Raw genomic sequence first — 17,131 nt, 5'->3', positions numbered from 1 at the left:
GGAAACTGTCGGCTTTCCGATTGACCGAAAGTGGAGTTGCCCCATGTCCGACCAAAGCCGCCAGATGACCCCTGAAGAAGCTGCCGAATTCACCGAGCAGGTTTTCAACAAGGCGCGCGAAGGTGATGCCGAGATGCTTGATCGCTTGGTCACGGCCGGTTTGCCGGTGAACCTGAAGAACAGCAAGGGCGACACGTTGTTGATGTTGGCTAGCTATTACGGCCATCTGGATGCGGTGCAGGTGTTGCTTAAACACAAGGCCGACCCGGAAATGCGCAATGGCAACGGCCAGAGTCCGATTGCCGGCGCCGCATTCAAGGGCGATTTGCCGGTGGTCAAGGCGCTGGTTGAAGCGGGCGCCGAGATTGAAGGCTCGTCGTTTGATGGCCGTACGGCGCTGATGATGGCGGCGATGTTCAACCGCGTTGAAATCGTTGATTACCTGATCAGCAAAGGCGCAAATCCGCAAGCCAAGGATGCCAATGGCGTCACGGCGCTGGACGCGGCGCGCACGATGGGTGCAGTCGACACCACCGCGCAGCTGGAAAAACTGTCGGGTTGATAGGATCAATAGGTCGCAGCCTGCGGCAGCTCCTGCACTGATGCGTTCGCCGCCAGTTTCGCGGACGAATGCTGAGTCGGTAGGCGCTGCAGAAGGCTGCGATCTTTTGCTTTGTGCGCTATCCTCCGCGCCCTCGAAATTCACCTTCGCCACAGGATCCGCCCTCATGAAAGCCGCACTCGTCGAACTCATCAGCAAAATCAGCTCCGGCTGCATGGGCGAGGACGAGATCCTGAAAGTGGCCGACGAAGCCGCGCAGGCCTACGCCGATGCCGATGCCTTTCTGGCCGCCAACCCGGATATCAACTTCGACGATACCTTCCCGATTCCGCTGGGCGAGTGGGTAGTGGTCGGCAGTCTGCCGGAAACCGTGTTGTTCCAGGCGGACACCTATGTCGACCTGTTCGCGCAGATCGTTGCCTCGTTCGGTCCGGGCGTGGATTTCAACCTCAAGCCCAAGCAACTGGCCAAGACCGAAGCACTGACTGCCCTTAACCGCATTCAGGTGCAGATGAGCAGCCTGAACAAGGAAAACGGCGGTTACACGCTGATGAACTTCAGCCAGTTGCTCGACGACGAACTGCAGGTGGTGCTGGTCTACGGCAACGACGTGCCACGGGTGCTGGAGCTGTGCGCCGAAGTCGGCATCGCCGCTGCGCCATCGCTTGAAGCGTTGAAGATCGCCGTTCACGTCTGAGCGAGTTCGCAATAAAAGGGAACCCTGCGCGTGACCGTCTATCCTAAAAGTGCATGCCACTATTCTGGAGCGACACCATGGGTTCCACGTTCAACGGTCTGATCGGCCTGATCATCCTCGCCCTCGACATCTGGGCCATCATCAATGTGCTGAAAAGCGGCGCGTCCACCGGGATGAAAATCGTCTGGGTGCTGCTGATCATCCTCCTGCCGGTGCTGGGCCTGATCATCTGGGCGATTGCCGGACCGCGGGGTAACGTGCGGATCTGACCCCGCTCTCATGGACAACCCATAACCTGTGGGAGCTGGCTGATGAGGTGAGGTTCCACTGGTCATCTTCGGCAACGTGCTGCAGGCGATCACCAAGCCAGGCAACGATTAAAAGAACACTGCAAACCCCCTGTGGGAGCGAGCTTGCTCGCGAAATCGGACTGTCAGCCAACATATTTGTTGAATGATAAACCGCCATCGCGAGCAGGCTCGCCCCCACATTTGTCCGGCCAATCTGAAGATGTCGCTTTTTTCATCTTCCCCCGCTGTAATCCTTTTGAACCAACCCCCGGCGTCCAAAGTCGAGATAGGTGTAAGCCCATTTGCGGGTTTGATCGAGGAGGCACTGATGCAAAAGTGGAAAGTCACTTTCGTGGATGATCACGGTGAAATTCTTGATGAAGTCTTCGAACGTGAGGAATGCCCGTCCGATGATGAAGCCGCGCGTCTGATCAAGGAGCGGCTGCTTCCGGTTGCCGCGAAGCTGGATCTGAACGATCTGGAAGGGCGCACCGCCGATGCCGGGGTGAAAAACCTCAAGACTCAGAACGGCATCGAAATCCGCAGCATCACACCTGTCTGAACACTTCCTGTCATCTCGTAAACCAGGCCTTGGCAGCAGCTCTATCTTGGGGCTACTCTGCAAGCGAGATCAGCGAACGGATCGCTAAGGTCTGGTCTTGTCAGCTACATGCTTGTTCCCGCGTGCAACCACGTTGCCGTCGTACTTTGGCCAAAGGCCCGGGGCGGGAATACGGAAAGTCTATCCATCTATGCGAGGGGGACGATTCATGAGCACAGCCTATCAAGAAGACATCAGCAGCAATGTTCTGCGCCGCATGAAAGAAGGCGGTTTCGATTTTTCCCGATTCCATCCCATCGAGTTCTACGCCATTTTCCCGGACGAGGAGCGGGCGCGCAGGGCGGCAGGCAAATTTCGCGGTGAGTCCATCAATGCCCAGGTCAGCCTGCGTGAGGACGGTGCGTGGGCACTGGAATTGAGCAAAGTGATGTACGCGACGTATGACGATATCGGCGACTTCGAGCAGGGTTTTTCGGCCGTGGTCGAACCGTTGGGCGGCATCATCGAAGGCTGGGGCGTCAAGCAGGAGGTGCGCAACCGCCATCGTTTGAACTGATCTCTGTTTTCATTTATCGAGCAACGGCTGACCTTTGGGTCGGCCGTTGTTTTTTAAAGAGCAAAAGATTGCAGCCTCCGGCAGCTCCTACAGGTGATCGGTATAGGAGCTGCCGGAGGCTGCGATCTTTTGCTTTTGCTTTCAAAACATTTCCAAAAGGCAAAAAAAAGCCACCGGAGAGGGTGGCTAAAAGGGAAGACCGATAAGGAGAGGAAACCGGTCAGGGTTACAGCGGGGCGGGCTGCGCGGGCAGTCCGGATCAGTTGAGCTGCTGACTTCATGGCACGCTGGTCGGTGAAGTTTTGCAGCGGATGCGCGGATTATCCTTAGGCAGCGCCGGGCAGTGAAATCAACTCTGACTATGCTGGTGATAGGCGATGCAGTGCGTCGCAATGAAGCGGGGGCAATCCGGTTGGGGCAATTGCCGCACAGGAATGGTGCGGTGCCTGCGGCGTGTATTTCCAACCGATTGAAATCAAAGCGTTTATGCCGATGGCACGGGCCTTGCGAAGGCCTGTATGTCCGGGTGACAAGGAGTACGGCATGATCCGCACCTATTTTGATGAGATGTACGATGCCGGCGGCCAGGTTCGCCCGCATTATCGGGAGTTCGCCCGATGGCTGGCTGACACGCCAGACGAACTGCTGGCCCAGCGGCGACGCGAGGCCGATCTGCTGTTCCATCGCGCCGGGATTACCTTCACGCTCTATGGGGACGAGCAGGGCACCGAGCGCCTGATTCCTTTCGACACCATTCCGCGCAGCATCCCCGCCAGCGAGTGGCGGATCGTCGAGCGCGGCTGCATCCAGCGGGTCAAGGCGCTGAACATGTTCCTCGCCGACCTCTATCACGAGCAGCGCATCATCAAGGCCGGGATCATTCCCGCCGAACAGGTACTGGCCAACGAGCAATATCAGTTGGCGATGCAGGGCCTGGATCTGCACCGCGATATCTATTCGCACATCTCCGGCGTCGATCTGGTACGCGATGGCGACGGCACTTATTACGTGCTCGAAGACAATCTGCGCACACCGAGCGGCGTGAGCTACATGCTCGAAGACCGCAAGATGATGATGCGCCTGTTCCCGGAGCTGTTCGCCGCGCAGCGCATTGCACCGATCGATCACTACCCGAACCTGTTGCTCGACACCCTGAAAAGCTCCAGTCCGATTGATAACCCCAGCGTAGTGGTGCTGACGCCGGGACGCTTCAACAGCGCCTTCTTCGAACACGCGTTCCTGGCCAGGGAAATGGGCGTGGAACTGGTCGAGGGCGCGGATCTGTTCGTGCGTGACGACAAGGTCTTCATGCGCACCACCGACGGCCCGAAAGCGGTGGACGTGATCTACCGCCGCCTCGACGACGCATTCCTCGACCCGCTGGCCTTCAACCCCGACTCGATGCTTGGTGTGCCGGGCCTGCTGTCGTCCTACCGCTCCGGCAACGTAGTGCTGGCCAACGCCATCGGCACTGGCGTGGCGGACGACAAATCGGTGTATCCGTTTGTCACCGACATGATCCGGTTCTACCTCGACGAAGAGCCGATTCTGAAGAACGTACCGACCTGGCAATGCCGCAATCCGTCTGAACTTTCCCATGTGCTGGCCAATCTTCCAGATCTGGTGGTCAAGGAAACCCAAGGTTCCGGCGGTTACGGAATGCTGGTGGGGCCGGCGTCGACGAAGGCGGAAATCGATGCCTTCCGCGAGCGCATCAAAGCCAAACCCCACGCGTACATCGCGCAACCGACGCTGTCGCTGTCGACCTGTCCGACCTTTGTCGAAAACGGCATCGCGCCACGCCATATCGACTTGCGTCCGTTTGTCTTGTCCGGTCGCGAAACCCGGGTGGTGCCTGGCGGTTTGACCCGCGTTGCACTGCGCGAAGGCTCCCTGGTGGTGAATTCCTCCCAGGGCGGCGGAACCAAGGACACCTGGGTGGTCGAGGATTGAAGGAAGCTTGCCATGTTAAGTAGAACTGCCTCGGATCTGTATTGGATGTCGCGTTACCTGGAGCGGGCGGAAAACCTCGCACGGATGCTCGACATCAGTTATTCGCTGTCGCTGATGCCGCAGGATGGTCGCGGCGATGGTTTGCACGAATTGGCCATGCCGTTGCTGATCACCGGCACCCTCGATGATTATCTGGAGCGTCACGGTGCGCTGCATGCCGAACGCCTGTTGCACTTTTTCGCCCTCGATGCCGCCAATCCGGCGAGCATTTACAGTTGCCTCGGCGCGGCGCGTGCCAGTGCGCACGCCGTGCGCGGGCGGATCACGGCGGACATGTGGGAGAACATCAACGCGACGTGGCTGGAGATTCGCGGGATTGCTGAACAGGGCCTCAGCCGCTATGGCATGAGCCGTTTCTGTGAGTGGATCAAGGAGCGTTCACACCTGTTTCGTGGTGCGTCTTACGGCACGATCATGCGTAACGATGCCTTTCGTTTCATTCGCCTCGGTACGTTCATCGAACGCGCGGACAACACCCTGCGATTGCTCGATGCGCGCTATGAAATGGCTGGCGATCAGGCTGAAGCAGTCAGCGACGGTACGGCCCACGCCTATTACCAGTGGAGTGCCTTGCTGCGCGCCTTGTCGTCGTTCGAGGCCTACACCGAAATCTACCGCGATGCGCCCGGTGCCCGGCATGTCGCCGAGTTGCTGTTGTTGCGCGCCGATGTACCGCGTTCGCTACGGGCCTGCACCGAAGAGATCGACCAGATTCTCGCGCAGTTGCCTGGCGCCAATGGCCGGCCGGCACAACGTCTGGCGGCCGAAATGGACGCACGCCTGCGCTACACCGGCATCAACGAAATACTCGAGGAAGGCCTGCACGCCTGGCTGACCGAATTCATCCCGCTGGTGCGCCAGTTGGGTAACGCCATTCACAGTTCCTACCTGGAGGCTGCATGAGACTTTCCATTAGCCACGAGACCACCTATCACTACGAAGATCAGGTGCGGGCGAGCATCCAGTACCTGCGGCTGACCCCACACGACAGCGAACGTCAGCACGTGTTGAGCTGGCAGCTCGACCTGCCGCGCCCGGTGCGTGCGCAACTCGATCCGTTCGGCAATATCCTGCACGTGCTGACCATGGATGAACCGCACGAAGCGATCATCATCGGTGCGCGCGGGCAGGTCGATATCGACGAGCTGCGCGAGGCCGAGCATGAGAGCCAGTCGGCGCTGCCGTTCCTGCGCTTTACCCGGTTGACCGAGGCGGATGAGGCCTTGCGCGCGTTCGCCGAGAAGTCCTGCAAGCAGCGGCGTGATCGTACGGCGCTGATCGATCTGATGCATGGCTTGAATCAACACATGACCTACACGCCGGGGTCCACCGAGGTTGATACCAGCGCCGCTGAGGCCTTTGCCGGGCGTGCGGGTGTCTGCCAGGATCATGCTCATGCGTTTCTGGCTTGCGCGCGTAGTCTCGGGATTCCGTCGCGTTATGTGTCGGGATATCTGTACAGCGAGGATTGTGAGCATCTGGCCAGCCATGCGTGGGCAGAAGCGTGGCTGGATGACGCTTGGTACAGCTTTGACGTGACCAACGAATTGGCGCGGCCGGAGCGGCACTTGAAACTGGCGGTGGGCCTGGATTATCTGGATGCCTGCCCGGTGCGCGGCATGCGCCGTGGCGGCGGATGTGAGCAGATGCATGCAAAAGTGTTCGTGTCGCCGACCCCGATCATCTCGGTCCAGCAACAATAAATTGCTTCATACAAACCCTGTGGGAGCGAGCCTGCTCGCGAAGGCGGTTTATCAGTCACTGATGCAGTGTTCTGACACGCCGCTTTCGCGAGCAGGCTCGCTCCCACAAGGGAAATGGCGTTACGGCTTAACCTTGCGCCCAGCCATGTGTTTCAGATAACCCACCAGCAATTCCAAATCCCCCTCCGGCAACACTTCTGCCGAAAAGCCCGGCATCTTCGCCTGCGGCCACTGACGCAAGCTCTGCGGATCACGAATGTAGCGCTTTAGGAAATCCGCGCCGAAATACTCGGTCGGGTTATACGGAATATTCAGATCCGGCCCGAATTGCGCATCCCCCGCACCGTTCAACCGATGACACGCCAGACAGTTTTTCTGAAACAGCGCAAAGCCTTGGTTCACCGGGTCATCCGCTTTCAATGCAGGATCCGGCAGCAGGGCCGGGAAGCGTTCGCTCACTGGCGCCATACGCTTGATGCTCGCAACTTGAAATGGCCATTGCTCCGGACTGATATTGCCGGCCTGCGGATCGCTCCAGACCAGATAGAACGGCCCGGCGCTGTGCTCGCCTTCCGACAGCGGCGGCCACGGCTGAGCCGGATCTTCGATAGCCAGCCAAGCCCGCGCACCTGTTGTATTGAGCAACGGCGCCGCGGCCAATTCTGCGGCAAAGCCGTCCAGTGCCACCGCTTGCAGGTGATCTTGCGGTTTGATCCCGCTCAGCAGAGCGGCCACGGGCACGGCGCGATAGGTCATGTCCTTCTTGTAGGACACATCGTTTTTGATCGTCAGGGTTTGCACTTGAGGATGCTTGAGCAATTCCTCGGTCTGCCAGGTGCGGCTGTTTGCGCCCAGTTGCAGATCCAACTGTGCGGCAGACAAGGGCATGCTCAGCAGCATGGCCCCCAGAAGAGTGAGCGCTTTCAAATGATCGCCGTCCATGTCGTGGGAGTGCGCCAAGGTTGGCACAGCCACGCTGGCCCGGGTAGCGGGCCAGTCACATTTTCAGTGGCGATGAACAGCACCCGCCGCTCGACTCAACCGATGACCTTGGTCAGATTCGGCAAAATCAACAACAGCGTCGTGGCGAAAAGAATGAGCCCTGCTTGACGAACTTTCGGTTGTTTGAACATGGCTTGACCGCCTTTATTGTTATTTCCTGATGCTTGCCTGCATATCCATGACGGCAAGCGTTGCACTTCCTGTTGAAGAACGTCTGCCTCGGCAAAACCCGACGACACTGACGTACATGTTCTACATTAGGGGCCACGTCACGCTTGGCTTAGATCCATTTCATATGGAGCGCTCGCCAGTTGCTATAAAAAAGGCATGAGGCTTATTGCCAGCTTCTTTGCCGCCCGCTGGCTAGACAACTCGCCGACCTGAACCGGTTCACCCGACAGTTAATGACCGTCCGTCTGAGCGTGTCCGTCAACCGCATTGAGCGCTGTGGTCATTGAATCCATGGCCGCTCGGGCCAAGAGTGGAGGTACAAGCAATCACTCCCCGCACAGGTTCGAGGACGTCATGACCCAAGCTTTGATATTCGATGCGTTACGCACGCCCCGTGGCAAAGGCAAGGCCGATGGTGCCCTGCACAGCGTCAAACCGGTGAATCTGGTGGCCGGTCTGCTGACCGCGCTGCAAGAACGCACCTCGCTGGATACCAGCCAGGTCGATGACGTGGTGCTCGGCTGCGTGACGCCAATTGGCGATCAAGGCTCGGACATCGCCAAAACCGCCGTGCAAGTAGCCGATTGGGACGTCAGCGTCGCGGGCGTGCAGATCAACCGGTTCTGCGCCTCGGGACTGGAAGCGGTCAACCTCGGCGCGATGAAAGTGCGCTCGGGTTTCGAAGACCTCGTAGTGGTCGGCGGCGTCGAGTCAATGTCGCGGGTGCCAATGGGCAGCGACGGTGGTGCCTGGGCGCTGGATCCGCAGACCAACCTGCACAGCCATTTCACCCCGCAAGGCGTCGGTGCCGATCTGATTGCTACGCTGGAAGGCTTCAGTCGTCAGGACGTCGATGCCTATGCGCTGCACTCGCAGCAGAAAGCCGCGCGGGCGCGGGCCGATGGCTCGTTCAACAAGTCGTTGGTGCCGGTGCAGGATCAGAACGGCATCATCCTGCTCGACCACGATGAGTTCATCCGCGCCGAATCGACCCTTGAAGGCTTGGGCAAGCTCAAGCCGAGTTTCGAAATGATCGGCCAGATGGGTTTTGACGCCACGGCGCTGCGGGTCTACAGCCATGTCGAACGAATCAATCACGTGCACACACCGGGTAACAGTTCCGGGATCGTCGACGGTGCGGCAGTGATGCTGATCGGCTCCGAAGCCAAAGGTCGGTCACTGGGCCTGCAACCCCGGGCGCGCATTGTTGCCACGGCAGTCACCAGTACCGATCCGACCATCATGCTCACCGGCCCCGCGCCGGCAACGCGCAAGGCACTGGCCAAGGCCGGGCTGCGCGTTGAAGACATCGACCTGTTCGAGGTCAACGAAGCGTTTGCCTCGGTGGTGCTCAAGTTCATCAAGGACATGGCGGTCGACCCGGACAAGGTCAATGTCAACGGCGGTTCAATCGCCATGGGGCATCCGTTGGGTGCCACCGGTTGCGCGATCCTCGGCACCTTGCTCGATGAACTGGAAGCGCGGCGCCTGCGCTATGGCCTGGCGACGCTGTGCGTCGGCGGCGGCATGGGCATTGCCACCATCATCGAACGCCTCTGAACCCCGAATTCAAGGAACCTTGTTATGAGCGAAGCCATTCGTTACGAAAAAGGCCAGGACGCTATCGTCGTGCTGACCATCGATATGCCGGGCCAGAGCGCCAACACCATGAACGCCGTGTACCGCGAGGCCATGGCCGCCTGCGTCGCCCGGCTGGTAGCTGAAAAAGACAGCATTGCCGGCGTCATCATCACCTCAGCGAAGAAAACTTTTTTCGCCGGTGGCGACCTCAACGAACTGATCAAGGTCGGCAAGCCTGAAGCCAAAGCCTTCTACGACATGGTGCTGACCCTCAAGGCGCAGTTGCGCACTCTGGAAACCCTCGGCAAACCGGTGGTTGCGGCGATCAACGGCGCGGCGCTGGGCGGAGGCTGGGAAATCTGCCTCGCCTGCCACCGCCGGGTGGCGCTGGACGACGCGTCGGTGCAACTCGGCCTGCCGGAAGTGACCCTCGGTCTGCTGCCCGGCGGTGGCGGGGTGGTGCGCATGGTGCGCATGCTCGGTCTCGAGAAAGCGCTGCCGTATCTGCTCGAAGGCAAGAAAGTGCGTCCACAGCAGGCGTTGCAGGCCGGTTTGATTGATGAGCTGGCGGCGGATCGCGACGAATTGCTGGCCAAGGCGCGCGCCTGGATCGTCGCCAATCCGAGCGCAGTGCAGCGTTGGGATGTGAAGGGCTATCAGATTCCCGGCGGCACGCCGTCGAATCCGAAAGTGGCGCAGATGCTGGCGATTGCGCCGTCGATTCTGCGCAGCAAGACCCAAGGCACTCTGCCAGCGCCGGAGAAAATCCTCTGCGCCGCAGTCGAGGGCGCTCAGGTCGATTTCGACACCGCGCACTTGATCGAAACCCGTTACTTCACCGAACTGACCACCGGGCAGATCTCGAAAAACCTGATCGGCACCTTCTGGTTTCAACTCAATGAGATCAACGCCGGCGGTTCGCGGCCGCAGGGTTTTGCACCTTATAAAACGCAGAAAGTCGGCGTGCTAGGTGCCGGAATGATGGGCGCCGGGATTGCTTTTGTCAGTGCATCAGCCGGAATTGAGGTGGTGCTCAAGGACATCAATCTCGCGGCCGCCGAGAAAGGCAAGGCTCACTCGGCAGCGTTACTGGACAAGAAAGTCGCCCGCGGGCAGATGGAGGCGTCGAAGCGTGAGGCAGTGCTGGCGCGGATTCACACTACTGAAAGTGATGCCGATCTGGCGGGTTGCGATCTGATCATCGAAGCGGTGTTTGAGGATCGCGATCTGAAGGCGAAAGTCTCTTCCGCAGCCCAGCAGGTTGTTGGCGCCGAAGCCGTCATCGCCTCCAACACGTCGACGCTGCCGATTACCGGTCTGGCGACTGCTGTTGCGGATCAAAGCAAATTCATCGGCCTGCATTTCTTCAGCCCGGTGGAAAAAATGCCGCTGGTGGAAATCATCAAGGGTGCGCAGACCAGCGATGAAACCCTCGCGCGCGGTTTTGATTTCGTTCTGCAAATCAAGAAGACCCCGATCGTCGTCAACGACAGTCGTGGCTTCTTTACTTCAAGGGTGTTCGGCACCTTCACCAACGAAGGTATCGCCATGCTCGGTGAAGGCGTGAGTGCGCCGATGATCGAGACCGAAGCGCGCAAGGCCGGGATGCCGGTCGGACCTCTGGCGATCTCTGACGAAGTTTCCCTCAGCCTGATGAGCCATATCCGTCAGCAAACCGCCAAGGACCTACAGGCAGAAGGGAAACCGCTGATTGAGCACCCGGCCTTCGCCGTGATTGACTTGCTGCTCAACGAATACAAGCGACCGGGTAAAGCGGCGGGTGGCGGTTTTTACGATTACCCGGCTGGTGGGCAGAAACATCTGTGGCCCGAACTGAAGGCGCGTTTCGAGAAGGCTGACGGGCAGATTTCGCCCAAAGACGTGCGCGATCGGCTGCTGTTTGTACAAGCCATTGAAACCGTCCGTTGTGTGGAGGAGGGCGTGCTGACCTCGACGGCAGATGCCAACGTCGGCTCGATCTTCGGTATTGGTTTTGCGCCGTGGACCGGCGGCGCGTTGCAGTTCATCAACCAATACGGCGTGAAGGATTTCGTCGCCCGCGCGCAGTATCTGGCCGAGCAATATGGCGAGCGTTTTGCGCCGCCTGCGTTGCTGCTGGATAAAGCAGCGAAAGGTGAAATGTTCTAAGGACAACGAGCATTCCGGGGCTTGCCTTGCCTGGGTGTTTCAGGGCAGGCTCTGAGGTGTTCATTATTCCCGTCACGTGTCAGGTATTTTTTATGTCGCTACGCATCTGCATTCTGGAAACCGACATCCTGCGTCCGGAACTGGTCGATCAATATCAGGGTTACGGGCAGATGTTCCAGCGCCTGTTCTCGCAGCAACCGATTGCCGCCGAGTTCACTGTCTACAACGTGATGCAGGGCGAATACCCGAGCGACGACCAGGCCTTCGACGCTTATCTGGTCACCGGCAGCAAGGCCGATTCGTTCGGCACTGACCCGTGGATTCAAACCCTAAAGAAATACCTGCTGAGCCGTTACGAGCGTGGCGACAAACTCCTCGGCGTGTGCTTCGGCCACCAACTGCTGGCGCTGCTGCTCGGTGGCAAGAGCGAGCGTGCGACTCAGGGTTGGGGCGTCGGCACCCACAACTACAAACTCGCGGCGAAGGCGCCGTGGATGAGCCCGGTACGCGAAGAGTTGACGCTGCTGATCAGTCACCAGGATCAGGTCACGGCGCTACCAGAGAATGCCACGGTCATTGCTTCGAGCGATTTTTGCCCGTTTGCAGCGTATCACATCAATGATCAAGTGCTGTGTTTCCAGGGGCATCCAGAATTCATCCACGATTATTCGCGGGCGCTGCTGGATCTGCGACAGGAAGCGCTGGGTTCGCATATCTACAGCAAAGGCGTGGCGAGCCTGGAGCAGGAGCACCATGGCACCACGGTTGCCGAATGGATGATGCGGTTTGTGGCGCACAAGCCAGAAACTGTCTAAGGCCAAAGCTTCGCGAGCAGGCTCGCGAATGTTCCAGACAACTCGGTTTGCTCTACAACCAGCCCGACTTCTTGAAACTTGCCCACAAACTCACACATCCCACGGTAATAAACCCCAACACACCGAAATAGCCGTAGTGCCAGCTCAACTCCGGCATGTTCTGGAAGTTCATCCCGTAAATCCCTGCCACCGCCGTCGGAAACGCCAGAATCGCCGCCCAGGCAGCGAACTTGCGTTGCACCACGCTTTGCCGTGATGCCTCAAGCAACACACCAATCTCGATGGTCTGGCTAGCTATGTCGGCGAGGGTGGTGAGGTCTTCCATTTGCCGTGTGACGTGAATCTGCACATCGCGGAAGTACGGGCGCATGTTCTTGTCGATAAACGGGAAACTCAACTTCTGCAGTTCCTCGCCAATCTCCACCATCGGCGCTGCATACCGACGCAGGCGCACGACATCGCGACGCAAGCCATGCAGCTTCTGAATGTCACGCTCATTCAACGCACTGCACAAAACATTGCGCTCAAGCTCATCGATCTCGGCATGGATCGCTTCGCCGACCGGCTGATAGTTTTCGATGACAAAATCGAGCAACGCATACAGTACGAAATCTTCCCCGTGCTCCAGCAATAGCGGACGCGCCTCACAACGTTGGCGAACATGGGCGTAGGACGCCGAGTGACCGTTACGCGCGGTGATGATGTAGCCCTTGCCCGCGAAGATGTGCGTTTCGATGAATTGCAGAACGCCGTTTTCACGGATGGGCGAGTAGGTGACGATAAACAAGGCGTCGCCAAAGGTTTCCAGCTTCGGTCGACTGTGTTTTTCCAGAGCATCTTCGATGGCCAGTTCGTGCAGGTTGAACTGACGTTGCAGATTGGACAGTTCCTGAGCGTCTGGCTCTTCCAGACCGATCCACACAAAGTGGCCGGTTTTCGCAGCCCAGGCAGCGCCTTCGTCAAGGGTAATATTGGTGACTTTCTTGCCTGCGCTGTACACCGCAGCAGCAACAACTCGACCCATGGTGGTGATTCACTTCTTCTTGGCAGGTGGCAGGGAATACAAGGCTTCAGCTTAGCCGTGTCGATGCTTGAGAGTCAGTGAAATCTGTACAGTTCACCGGGCAAAAGAAAACCCGCACAGGGCGGGTTGTCTTTTCAGGCTGCTTGCAGTTGCCGATCCATCGACTCAATGCACTCGCGCATCTGTTCGCGGCATTGATTGATGAGCATCGGCATGTCATCCATGGTCAATCCGGCTGTAGGAATTGCCGGCAACGAGCGTATAAGGATTTTCCCACTGCGCCAGCGATTCAGGCGCATGTGCTTGATGTAACTGCTGACGCAAACCGGAACGATGGGTACACCGGCAGCAATCGCCATCTGGAACGCACCCTTCTTGAAAGGCAGCAATTCTTCGCCGAGGTTGCGCGTGCCTTCCGGGAACACCCAGATCGAGGTGTCTTCGTTCTGCAAGGTATTGGTGGTGGTCAGCATCGATTGGCGCGCCTTGTGCGCATTGCCACGGTCGATCAACACATTGCCGGCCAGCCAGAACAATTGCCCGAACAGCGGTACCCACTTGAGGCTCTTCTTGCCAATGCACACGGTCCGGCGCGGCACTACGTTGCCGAACACGAACAAGTCATAGTTGGACTGATGGTTGGCGATGATCACGCAGCTGTCAGGTTTGTTCATTAAACCGCTGACATCGGACTTCACCCGTAAACGCAAAATACACATCGCCGGCAGCGCGTAGAGGCGGGCGCACAAACGGCTGTTGTCCGGATTGAACGGGCGGCAGATCCCGAGGATCACCCCGAGCACACCTGCCAGAATAAAGTGCAGGCCCATCAATAACATACGAAACACGAACAGCATTTTCAGGCCCCACCGGGACAAAAGGTGGCGCAGTGTACGGATGTGCACTGTTTTCGGCAATTGCCGCTATAGAGTGCGGAGATAGCCGATGTTTAAGCGCATGTTTCCGAATGGAGGGTCAGACCTGTCCTAGAGCTGTCGCAGCCTTTTAAACCGTGCGCGCAAGAAAAAGCCCGACACGACGGTCGGGCTTATCTTTTGCGCATCGACCGGGCTCAGCCCAGATGCTCCTGATCCTGGATGATCGCGTTATCCAGAGCTTCCAGCAGTGCTTTACGCACCTTCAACTTGGTGTTCTTGTGCGCGAGCATGTTGATCTTCTTCAACTGACGCGCAGCGGCCAGGGCGGCGCCTTGCAGTTCCTCGGCGGTCACCACCTTGTCGAGGAAACCGGCATCCACAGCGCTTTTTGGATCGAACATTTCGCCGTTGATCACCGAGCGGTGGAACGCCGAGCGACGCAGGCGATCGCGAGCCAGCTCGATACCGGCGTGGTGCATGGTCATGCCGATCTGCACCTCATTCAGACCGATGCTGAACGGGCCATCGACACCGATGCGGTAATCAGCAGACAACAGAATGAAGGCTCCCTTGGCCACAGCATGACCTGGGCAGGCGACGATGACCGGGAACGGGTGAGAGAGCAGACGACGCGCCAACGTCGAACCGGCGGTTACCAGCGACACAGCTTCTTTAGGGCCAGCGGTCATGACTTTCAGGTCATAGCCGCCAGACAGAATTCCAGGCTGACCGGTAATGATCACGATGGCGCGATCAGTCACCGCTTGATCCAGCGCCGCGTTGAATGCCGCAATCACGTCCGGAGAAATGGCATTGACCTTGCCGTTACTCAAGGTCAGGGTCGCGATACCGTCTTCGAGGTGGTAGGAAATCAACTCACTCATGACGCTATTCCTTGTAAGAAAGATGGGCAGACGTTACCCACCGCCGCAGGCCAGGTAAAGCGCCGTGACTGACCCGCCGGTCACCGTTTCCCCGCCCACCCGGCGTGGCGAGGCGTTCTGCTTCTATATAGAAGGGCTGCACCCACCGAAGATTGGCCGGTTTGCCATAGCCTGCCTGTGGGCGAAACGATTTTTTCTCTTAACCGCATGAAAATTCTGAAAAAAAGTTTGCCATCGGAAAAGCTTTCGACTACATTAGCGCGCCTCGACAGACAGAACATGTTTGAAGAGATACGGTGAAGTGTCCGAGTGGCTTAAGGAGCACGCCTGGAAAGTGTGTATACAGGAAACTGTATCGAGAGTTCGAATCTCTCCTTCACCGCCACATTTAAAAACGCCTGTAACTTCAACGAGTTACGGGCGTTTTGCATTCTGGGTTGTACTACTCAATTGTACTACTCGTAACGTCCCGCCTTCAGTCGCTCCGATTTAATCCCTTCGCTGTCCCGTTTTCTTCGTTCCGCTCGCCACTACCCTCAATGGCTACCGTTAGTCCGTTTCTGAGTTTCTGCCTATGTGGCATCAAGCTGCGGCGCCCGATAACATCGGGCCACTACACGCCATAGCTGGAGTACATTAGCCATCCAGCCATCCAGCCATCCAGCCATCCAGCCATTTAGAGCCAGCCTGCATGACCGCTCAGACACCACCACCTACGAAAAAAGAATTCTGTATCGCCTATCCCTTGTATGAGGAATTCACCTTTGCTGAGGAGGACGATGAAGCTGGCTGGGACTTATTCTTCTCTAGAGAGCCAATCGACACCTACTGCCCCGGATGTAATGCACAAAGCATTTTCCATCTGCATATCACCGCGGACATCCCTCGTGATCTCGACGCATGGGTCGGGAGTAAGCGTTTAGCCGTCGTGCTTAAATGCTCTAGGGATGCGGCCCATAAATTGTTTTTTCTGTTCAACATTGAGGGCAGGACGGTGCAGAAAATCGGACAGTATCCGTCTCTTGCTGACCTTAATACCTACGATGTGCGTCTGTACTCTGCTGTGCTATCTAAAGGGGACTTCAGGGAGTTCACCAAAGCTATCGGTTTGGCTGCACACGGTGTAGGGGTAGGCTCATTTGTCTACCTGCGGCGAATCTTTGAGAACCTCGTAAATGCTGCTTACCAGATCGCGAAAAACGATAGCGGCTGGGATGATGACGCTTATCAAAATGGGCGGATGGCAGAGCGGATACAACTGCTGGCAGGGCACCTTCCCGAGTTTCTCGTGGAAAATCGTTCGATGTACAAAATTCTTAGCCAAGGCATACACGAGCTGACAGAGAATGAGTGCTTGGCGGCGTTTCCGGTCGTAAAGATGGGAATCGAGCTAGTCCTTGATGAGAAGTTGGCTGCTGCGGCGAAACAACGAAAGCTAGAGCAAGCAGCGAAGGCCATTCACGGCCTGGTCAGCAGAGCAAGCGCTGAGGCTCGCTCCGGTACCGCTGAGTAGATCGCTGATTATTCTTCAGGGCGTTTTCCTCACTAAAACCATCGCCCGCGCTGCGTTGGAGGGCATTGGGTTTTGCTCCTGATTTCTCAGTCAAGCAATAACTACTAAGGGACGCGCAATGAAAGCAGGGTTAGCGGTGGTTGCACTCGCAGGTGTGTTGGGGGGTGGGGTTGCTATGGCAGATGGAGACCTTGTAATAGTGCTCCAGCATGCTGCCAAGGTTGTAGAAAAACTTCCAGATTCAAGTTCTCAAGTTACGGTGGTTGTTAGTGTTGTTGGTGCTGTTGTTGGATTGATTGCACTGACTGTAGCTTGGTCACAGATGAAAATTGCGAGTGCTAAAACCAAGCTTGATTTGTACAATAAGAGATTTGGTGTCTATCTTGCTGCACTTGAGTTCTACCAATGCGCGTACTCTAAAACTAGAGAGGGCCATAATGAAAAAGCGAGTAAACTGACGCACGCTTACAGAGAGTCAAAGTTCTTGTTTGATGCGAAGGATGGGGTTTACGAGACTTTAGGGCGATTCCAAAAAGCAGGTGCCGCCGTTAGGGCATATGATGAGTTTAATAAACACGGCGCTATTTCTGATTCGGATAGGTCAAGAAAGCTGTTTGAGAAGTACTCAGATGCCCTCCTGAATATGGAGACTGATATTCTGAAGTTAGAAGGTCAACTCAAGGCTTACCTCAGCTTCCATAATGTCAGGGGTTGGACGTTCTTCTAATGTCT

At 57.5% G+C, this 17,131-nt stretch carries 17 protein-coding genes and 1 tRNA gene; 14 read left to right on the top strand and 4 right to left on the bottom strand.

What is annotated here, in order from left to right; genetic code table 11:
• The first annotated feature begins 43 nt into the window (after positions 1 to 43).
• The 8 genes from QZR14_RS22550 (at position 44) to QZR14_RS22515 (ending at position 6,383) form a co-directional block, all read left to right on the top strand.
• Positions 44 to 562: an ankyrin repeat domain-containing protein gene (locus QZR14_RS22550; protein ID WP_250603914.1), complete on the top strand. Its 519-nt coding sequence runs from the start codon at positions 44 to 46 to the stop codon at positions 560 to 562.
• Between the two features lie 166 nt (positions 563 to 728).
• Entirely contained in the window at positions 729 to 1,259 is a 531-nt protein-coding gene (locus QZR14_RS22545) for a hypothetical protein (RefSeq protein WP_311997789.1), read from the top strand.
• 77 nt (positions 1,260 to 1,336) lie between these two features.
• A complete protein-coding gene (locus QZR14_RS22540; RefSeq protein ID WP_016773784.1) occupies positions 1,337 to 1,528 on the top strand; it encodes a PLDc N-terminal domain-containing protein in 192 nt (63 codons plus the stop codon).
• 349 nt (positions 1,529 to 1,877) lie between these two features.
• Positions 1,878 to 2,111, top strand: a complete 234-nt coding sequence (locus QZR14_RS22535) for a hypothetical protein (protein ID WP_123449605.1) — start codon at positions 1,878 to 1,880, stop codon at positions 2,109 to 2,111.
• Between the two features lie 208 nt (positions 2,112 to 2,319).
• Positions 2,320 to 2,667: a ribonuclease E inhibitor RraB gene (locus QZR14_RS22530; RefSeq protein ID WP_311997788.1), complete on the top strand. Its 348-nt coding sequence runs from the start codon at positions 2,320 to 2,322 to the stop codon at positions 2,665 to 2,667.
• Between the two features lie 543 nt (positions 2,668 to 3,210).
• On the top strand, positions 3,211 to 4,620 hold the full coding sequence (locus QZR14_RS22525) for a circularly permuted type 2 ATP-grasp protein (RefSeq protein ID WP_150601308.1): 1,410 nt from the start codon (positions 3,211 to 3,213) through the stop codon (positions 4,618 to 4,620).
• A gap of 12 nt (positions 4,621 to 4,632) precedes the next feature.
• Entirely contained in the window at positions 4,633 to 5,583 is a 951-nt protein-coding gene (locus QZR14_RS22520; RefSeq protein WP_007914063.1) for an alpha-E domain-containing protein, read from the top strand.
• Positions 5,580 to 6,383: a transglutaminase family protein gene (locus QZR14_RS22515; protein WP_007914065.1), complete on the top strand. Its 804-nt coding sequence runs from the start codon at positions 5,580 to 5,582 to the stop codon at positions 6,381 to 6,383. The genes QZR14_RS22520 and QZR14_RS22515 overlap by 4 nt, the downstream gene beginning before the upstream one ends.
• Before the next feature lie 120 nt (positions 6,384 to 6,503).
• Here QZR14_RS22515 and QZR14_RS22510 read toward each other — a convergent pair whose 3' ends face one another.
• Complete coding sequence (locus QZR14_RS22510) at positions 6,504 to 7,325, bottom strand: c-type cytochrome (protein WP_311997811.1); 822 nt, start codon at positions 7,323 to 7,325, stop codon at positions 6,504 to 6,506.
• Between the two features lie 585 nt (positions 7,326 to 7,910).
• On the opposite strand from QZR14_RS22510, the gene QZR14_RS22505 reads away from it, so the two are divergent.
• The 3 genes from QZR14_RS22505 to QZR14_RS22495 all read left to right on the top strand — a co-directional run bounded on the left by QZR14_RS22505 (position 7,911) and on the right by QZR14_RS22495 (position 12,100).
• Complete coding sequence (locus tag QZR14_RS22505) at positions 7,911 to 9,116, top strand: acetyl-CoA C-acetyltransferase (protein WP_311997787.1); 1,206 nt, start codon at positions 7,911 to 7,913, stop codon at positions 9,114 to 9,116.
• Positions 9,117 to 9,140: 24 nt separating this feature from the next.
• Complete coding sequence (locus tag QZR14_RS22500; RefSeq protein ID WP_311997786.1) at positions 9,141 to 11,285, top strand: 3-hydroxyacyl-CoA dehydrogenase NAD-binding domain-containing protein; 2,145 nt, start codon at positions 9,141 to 9,143, stop codon at positions 11,283 to 11,285.
• Between the two features lie 92 nt (positions 11,286 to 11,377).
• Positions 11,378 to 12,100: an amidotransferase gene (locus tag QZR14_RS22495; protein WP_250603922.1), complete on the top strand. Its 723-nt coding sequence runs from the start codon at positions 11,378 to 11,380 to the stop codon at positions 12,098 to 12,100.
• 52 nt (positions 12,101 to 12,152) lie between these two features.
• Here the strand turns inward: QZR14_RS22495 and QZR14_RS22490 are convergent, their stop codons facing one another.
• From QZR14_RS22490 to QZR14_RS22480, 3 genes are all read right to left on the bottom strand, one after another.
• Complete coding sequence (locus QZR14_RS22490) at positions 12,153 to 13,124, bottom strand: magnesium and cobalt transport protein CorA (RefSeq protein ID WP_250603924.1); 972 nt, start codon at positions 13,122 to 13,124, stop codon at positions 12,153 to 12,155.
• Positions 13,125 to 13,258: 134 nt separating this feature from the next.
• Positions 13,259 to 13,981 carry a lysophospholipid acyltransferase family protein gene (locus tag QZR14_RS22485; RefSeq protein WP_116032837.1) on the bottom strand — a complete coding sequence of 241 codons (723 nt, stop codon included), beginning with the start codon at positions 13,979 to 13,981 and terminating at the stop codon, positions 13,259 to 13,261.
• Positions 13,982 to 14,196: 215 nt separating this feature from the next.
• Positions 14,197 to 14,886 carry a crotonase/enoyl-CoA hydratase family protein gene (locus tag QZR14_RS22480; RefSeq protein WP_311997785.1) on the bottom strand — a complete coding sequence of 230 codons (690 nt, stop codon included), beginning with the start codon at positions 14,884 to 14,886 and terminating at the stop codon, positions 14,197 to 14,199.
• Positions 14,887 to 15,181: 295 nt separating this feature from the next.
• On the opposite strand from QZR14_RS22480, the gene QZR14_RS22475 reads away from it, so the two are divergent.
• From QZR14_RS22475 to QZR14_RS22465, 3 genes are all read left to right on the top strand, one after another.
• A tRNA-Ser gene (locus QZR14_RS22475) sits at positions 15,182 to 15,271 on the top strand.
• Between the two features lie 306 nt (positions 15,272 to 15,577).
• On the top strand, positions 15,578 to 16,399 hold the full coding sequence (locus tag QZR14_RS22470; protein WP_311997784.1) for a short-chain dehydrogenase: 822 nt from the start codon (positions 15,578 to 15,580) through the stop codon (positions 16,397 to 16,399).
• A 118-nt stretch (positions 16,400 to 16,517) separates the two neighbouring features.
• The gene (locus QZR14_RS22465; protein WP_311997783.1) at positions 16,518 to 17,126 is read left to right on the top strand and encodes a hypothetical protein; all 609 of its coding nucleotides are present in this window, start codon (positions 16,518 to 16,520) and stop codon (positions 17,124 to 17,126) included.
• Positions 17,127 to 17,131 lie beyond the last annotated feature (5 nt).

It is taken from the genome of Pseudomonas sp. rhizo66, assembly GCF_031931925.1.
Taxonomy (GTDB): domain Bacteria; phylum Pseudomonadota; class Gammaproteobacteria; order Pseudomonadales; family Pseudomonadaceae; genus Aquipseudomonas.
The sequence above is the reverse complement of the archived record's forward strand: the minus strand, read 5'-3'. Positions and strand labels throughout refer to the sequence as shown.

What these genes read in the sequence shown, in the direction of transcription:
- QZR14_RS22470 (WP_311997784.1), top strand. Translation starts at nt 15,578, where the DNA reads ATGACCGCTCAGACACCACCACCTACGAAAAAAGAATTCTGTATCGCC.
- QZR14_RS22485 (WP_116032837.1), bottom strand. Translation starts at nt 13,981, where the DNA reads ATGCTGTTCGTGTTTCGTATGTTATTGATGGGCCTGCACTTTATTCTG.
- QZR14_RS22525 (WP_150601308.1), top strand. Translation starts at nt 3,211, where the DNA reads ATGATCCGCACCTATTTTGATGAGATGTACGATGCCGGCGGCCAGGTT.
- QZR14_RS22480 (WP_311997785.1), bottom strand. Translation starts at nt 14,886, where the DNA reads ATGAGTGAGTTGATTTCCTACCACCTCGAAGACGGTATCGCGACCCTG.
- QZR14_RS22500 (WP_311997786.1), top strand. Translation starts at nt 9,141, where the DNA reads ATGAGCGAAGCCATTCGTTACGAAAAAGGCCAGGACGCTATCGTCGTG.
- QZR14_RS22545 (WP_311997789.1), top strand. Translation starts at nt 729, where the DNA reads ATGAAAGCCGCACTCGTCGAACTCATCAGCAAAATCAGCTCCGGCTGC.
- QZR14_RS22530 (WP_311997788.1), top strand. Translation starts at nt 2,320, where the DNA reads ATGAGCACAGCCTATCAAGAAGACATCAGCAGCAATGTTCTGCGCCGC.
- QZR14_RS22540 (WP_016773784.1), top strand. Translation starts at nt 1,337, where the DNA reads ATGGGTTCCACGTTCAACGGTCTGATCGGCCTGATCATCCTCGCCCTC.
- QZR14_RS22510 (WP_311997811.1), bottom strand. Translation starts at nt 7,325, where the DNA reads ATGGACGGCGATCATTTGAAAGCGCTCACTCTTCTGGGGGCCATGCTG.
- QZR14_RS22495 (WP_250603922.1), top strand. Translation starts at nt 11,378, where the DNA reads ATGTCGCTACGCATCTGCATTCTGGAAACCGACATCCTGCGTCCGGAA.
- QZR14_RS22550 (WP_250603914.1), top strand. Translation starts at nt 44, where the DNA reads ATGTCCGACCAAAGCCGCCAGATGACCCCTGAAGAAGCTGCCGAATTC.
- QZR14_RS22490 (WP_250603924.1), bottom strand. Translation starts at nt 13,124, where the DNA reads ATGGGTCGAGTTGTTGCTGCTGCGGTGTACAGCGCAGGCAAGAAAGTC.
- QZR14_RS22520 (WP_007914063.1), top strand. Translation starts at nt 4,633, where the DNA reads ATGTTAAGTAGAACTGCCTCGGATCTGTATTGGATGTCGCGTTACCTG.
- QZR14_RS22535 (WP_123449605.1), top strand. Translation starts at nt 1,878, where the DNA reads ATGCAAAAGTGGAAAGTCACTTTCGTGGATGATCACGGTGAAATTCTT.
- QZR14_RS22515 (WP_007914065.1), top strand. Translation starts at nt 5,580, where the DNA reads ATGAGACTTTCCATTAGCCACGAGACCACCTATCACTACGAAGATCAG.
- QZR14_RS22465 (WP_311997783.1), top strand. Translation starts at nt 16,518, where the DNA reads ATGAAAGCAGGGTTAGCGGTGGTTGCACTCGCAGGTGTGTTGGGGGGT.
- QZR14_RS22505 (WP_311997787.1), top strand. Translation starts at nt 7,911, where the DNA reads ATGACCCAAGCTTTGATATTCGATGCGTTACGCACGCCCCGTGGCAAA.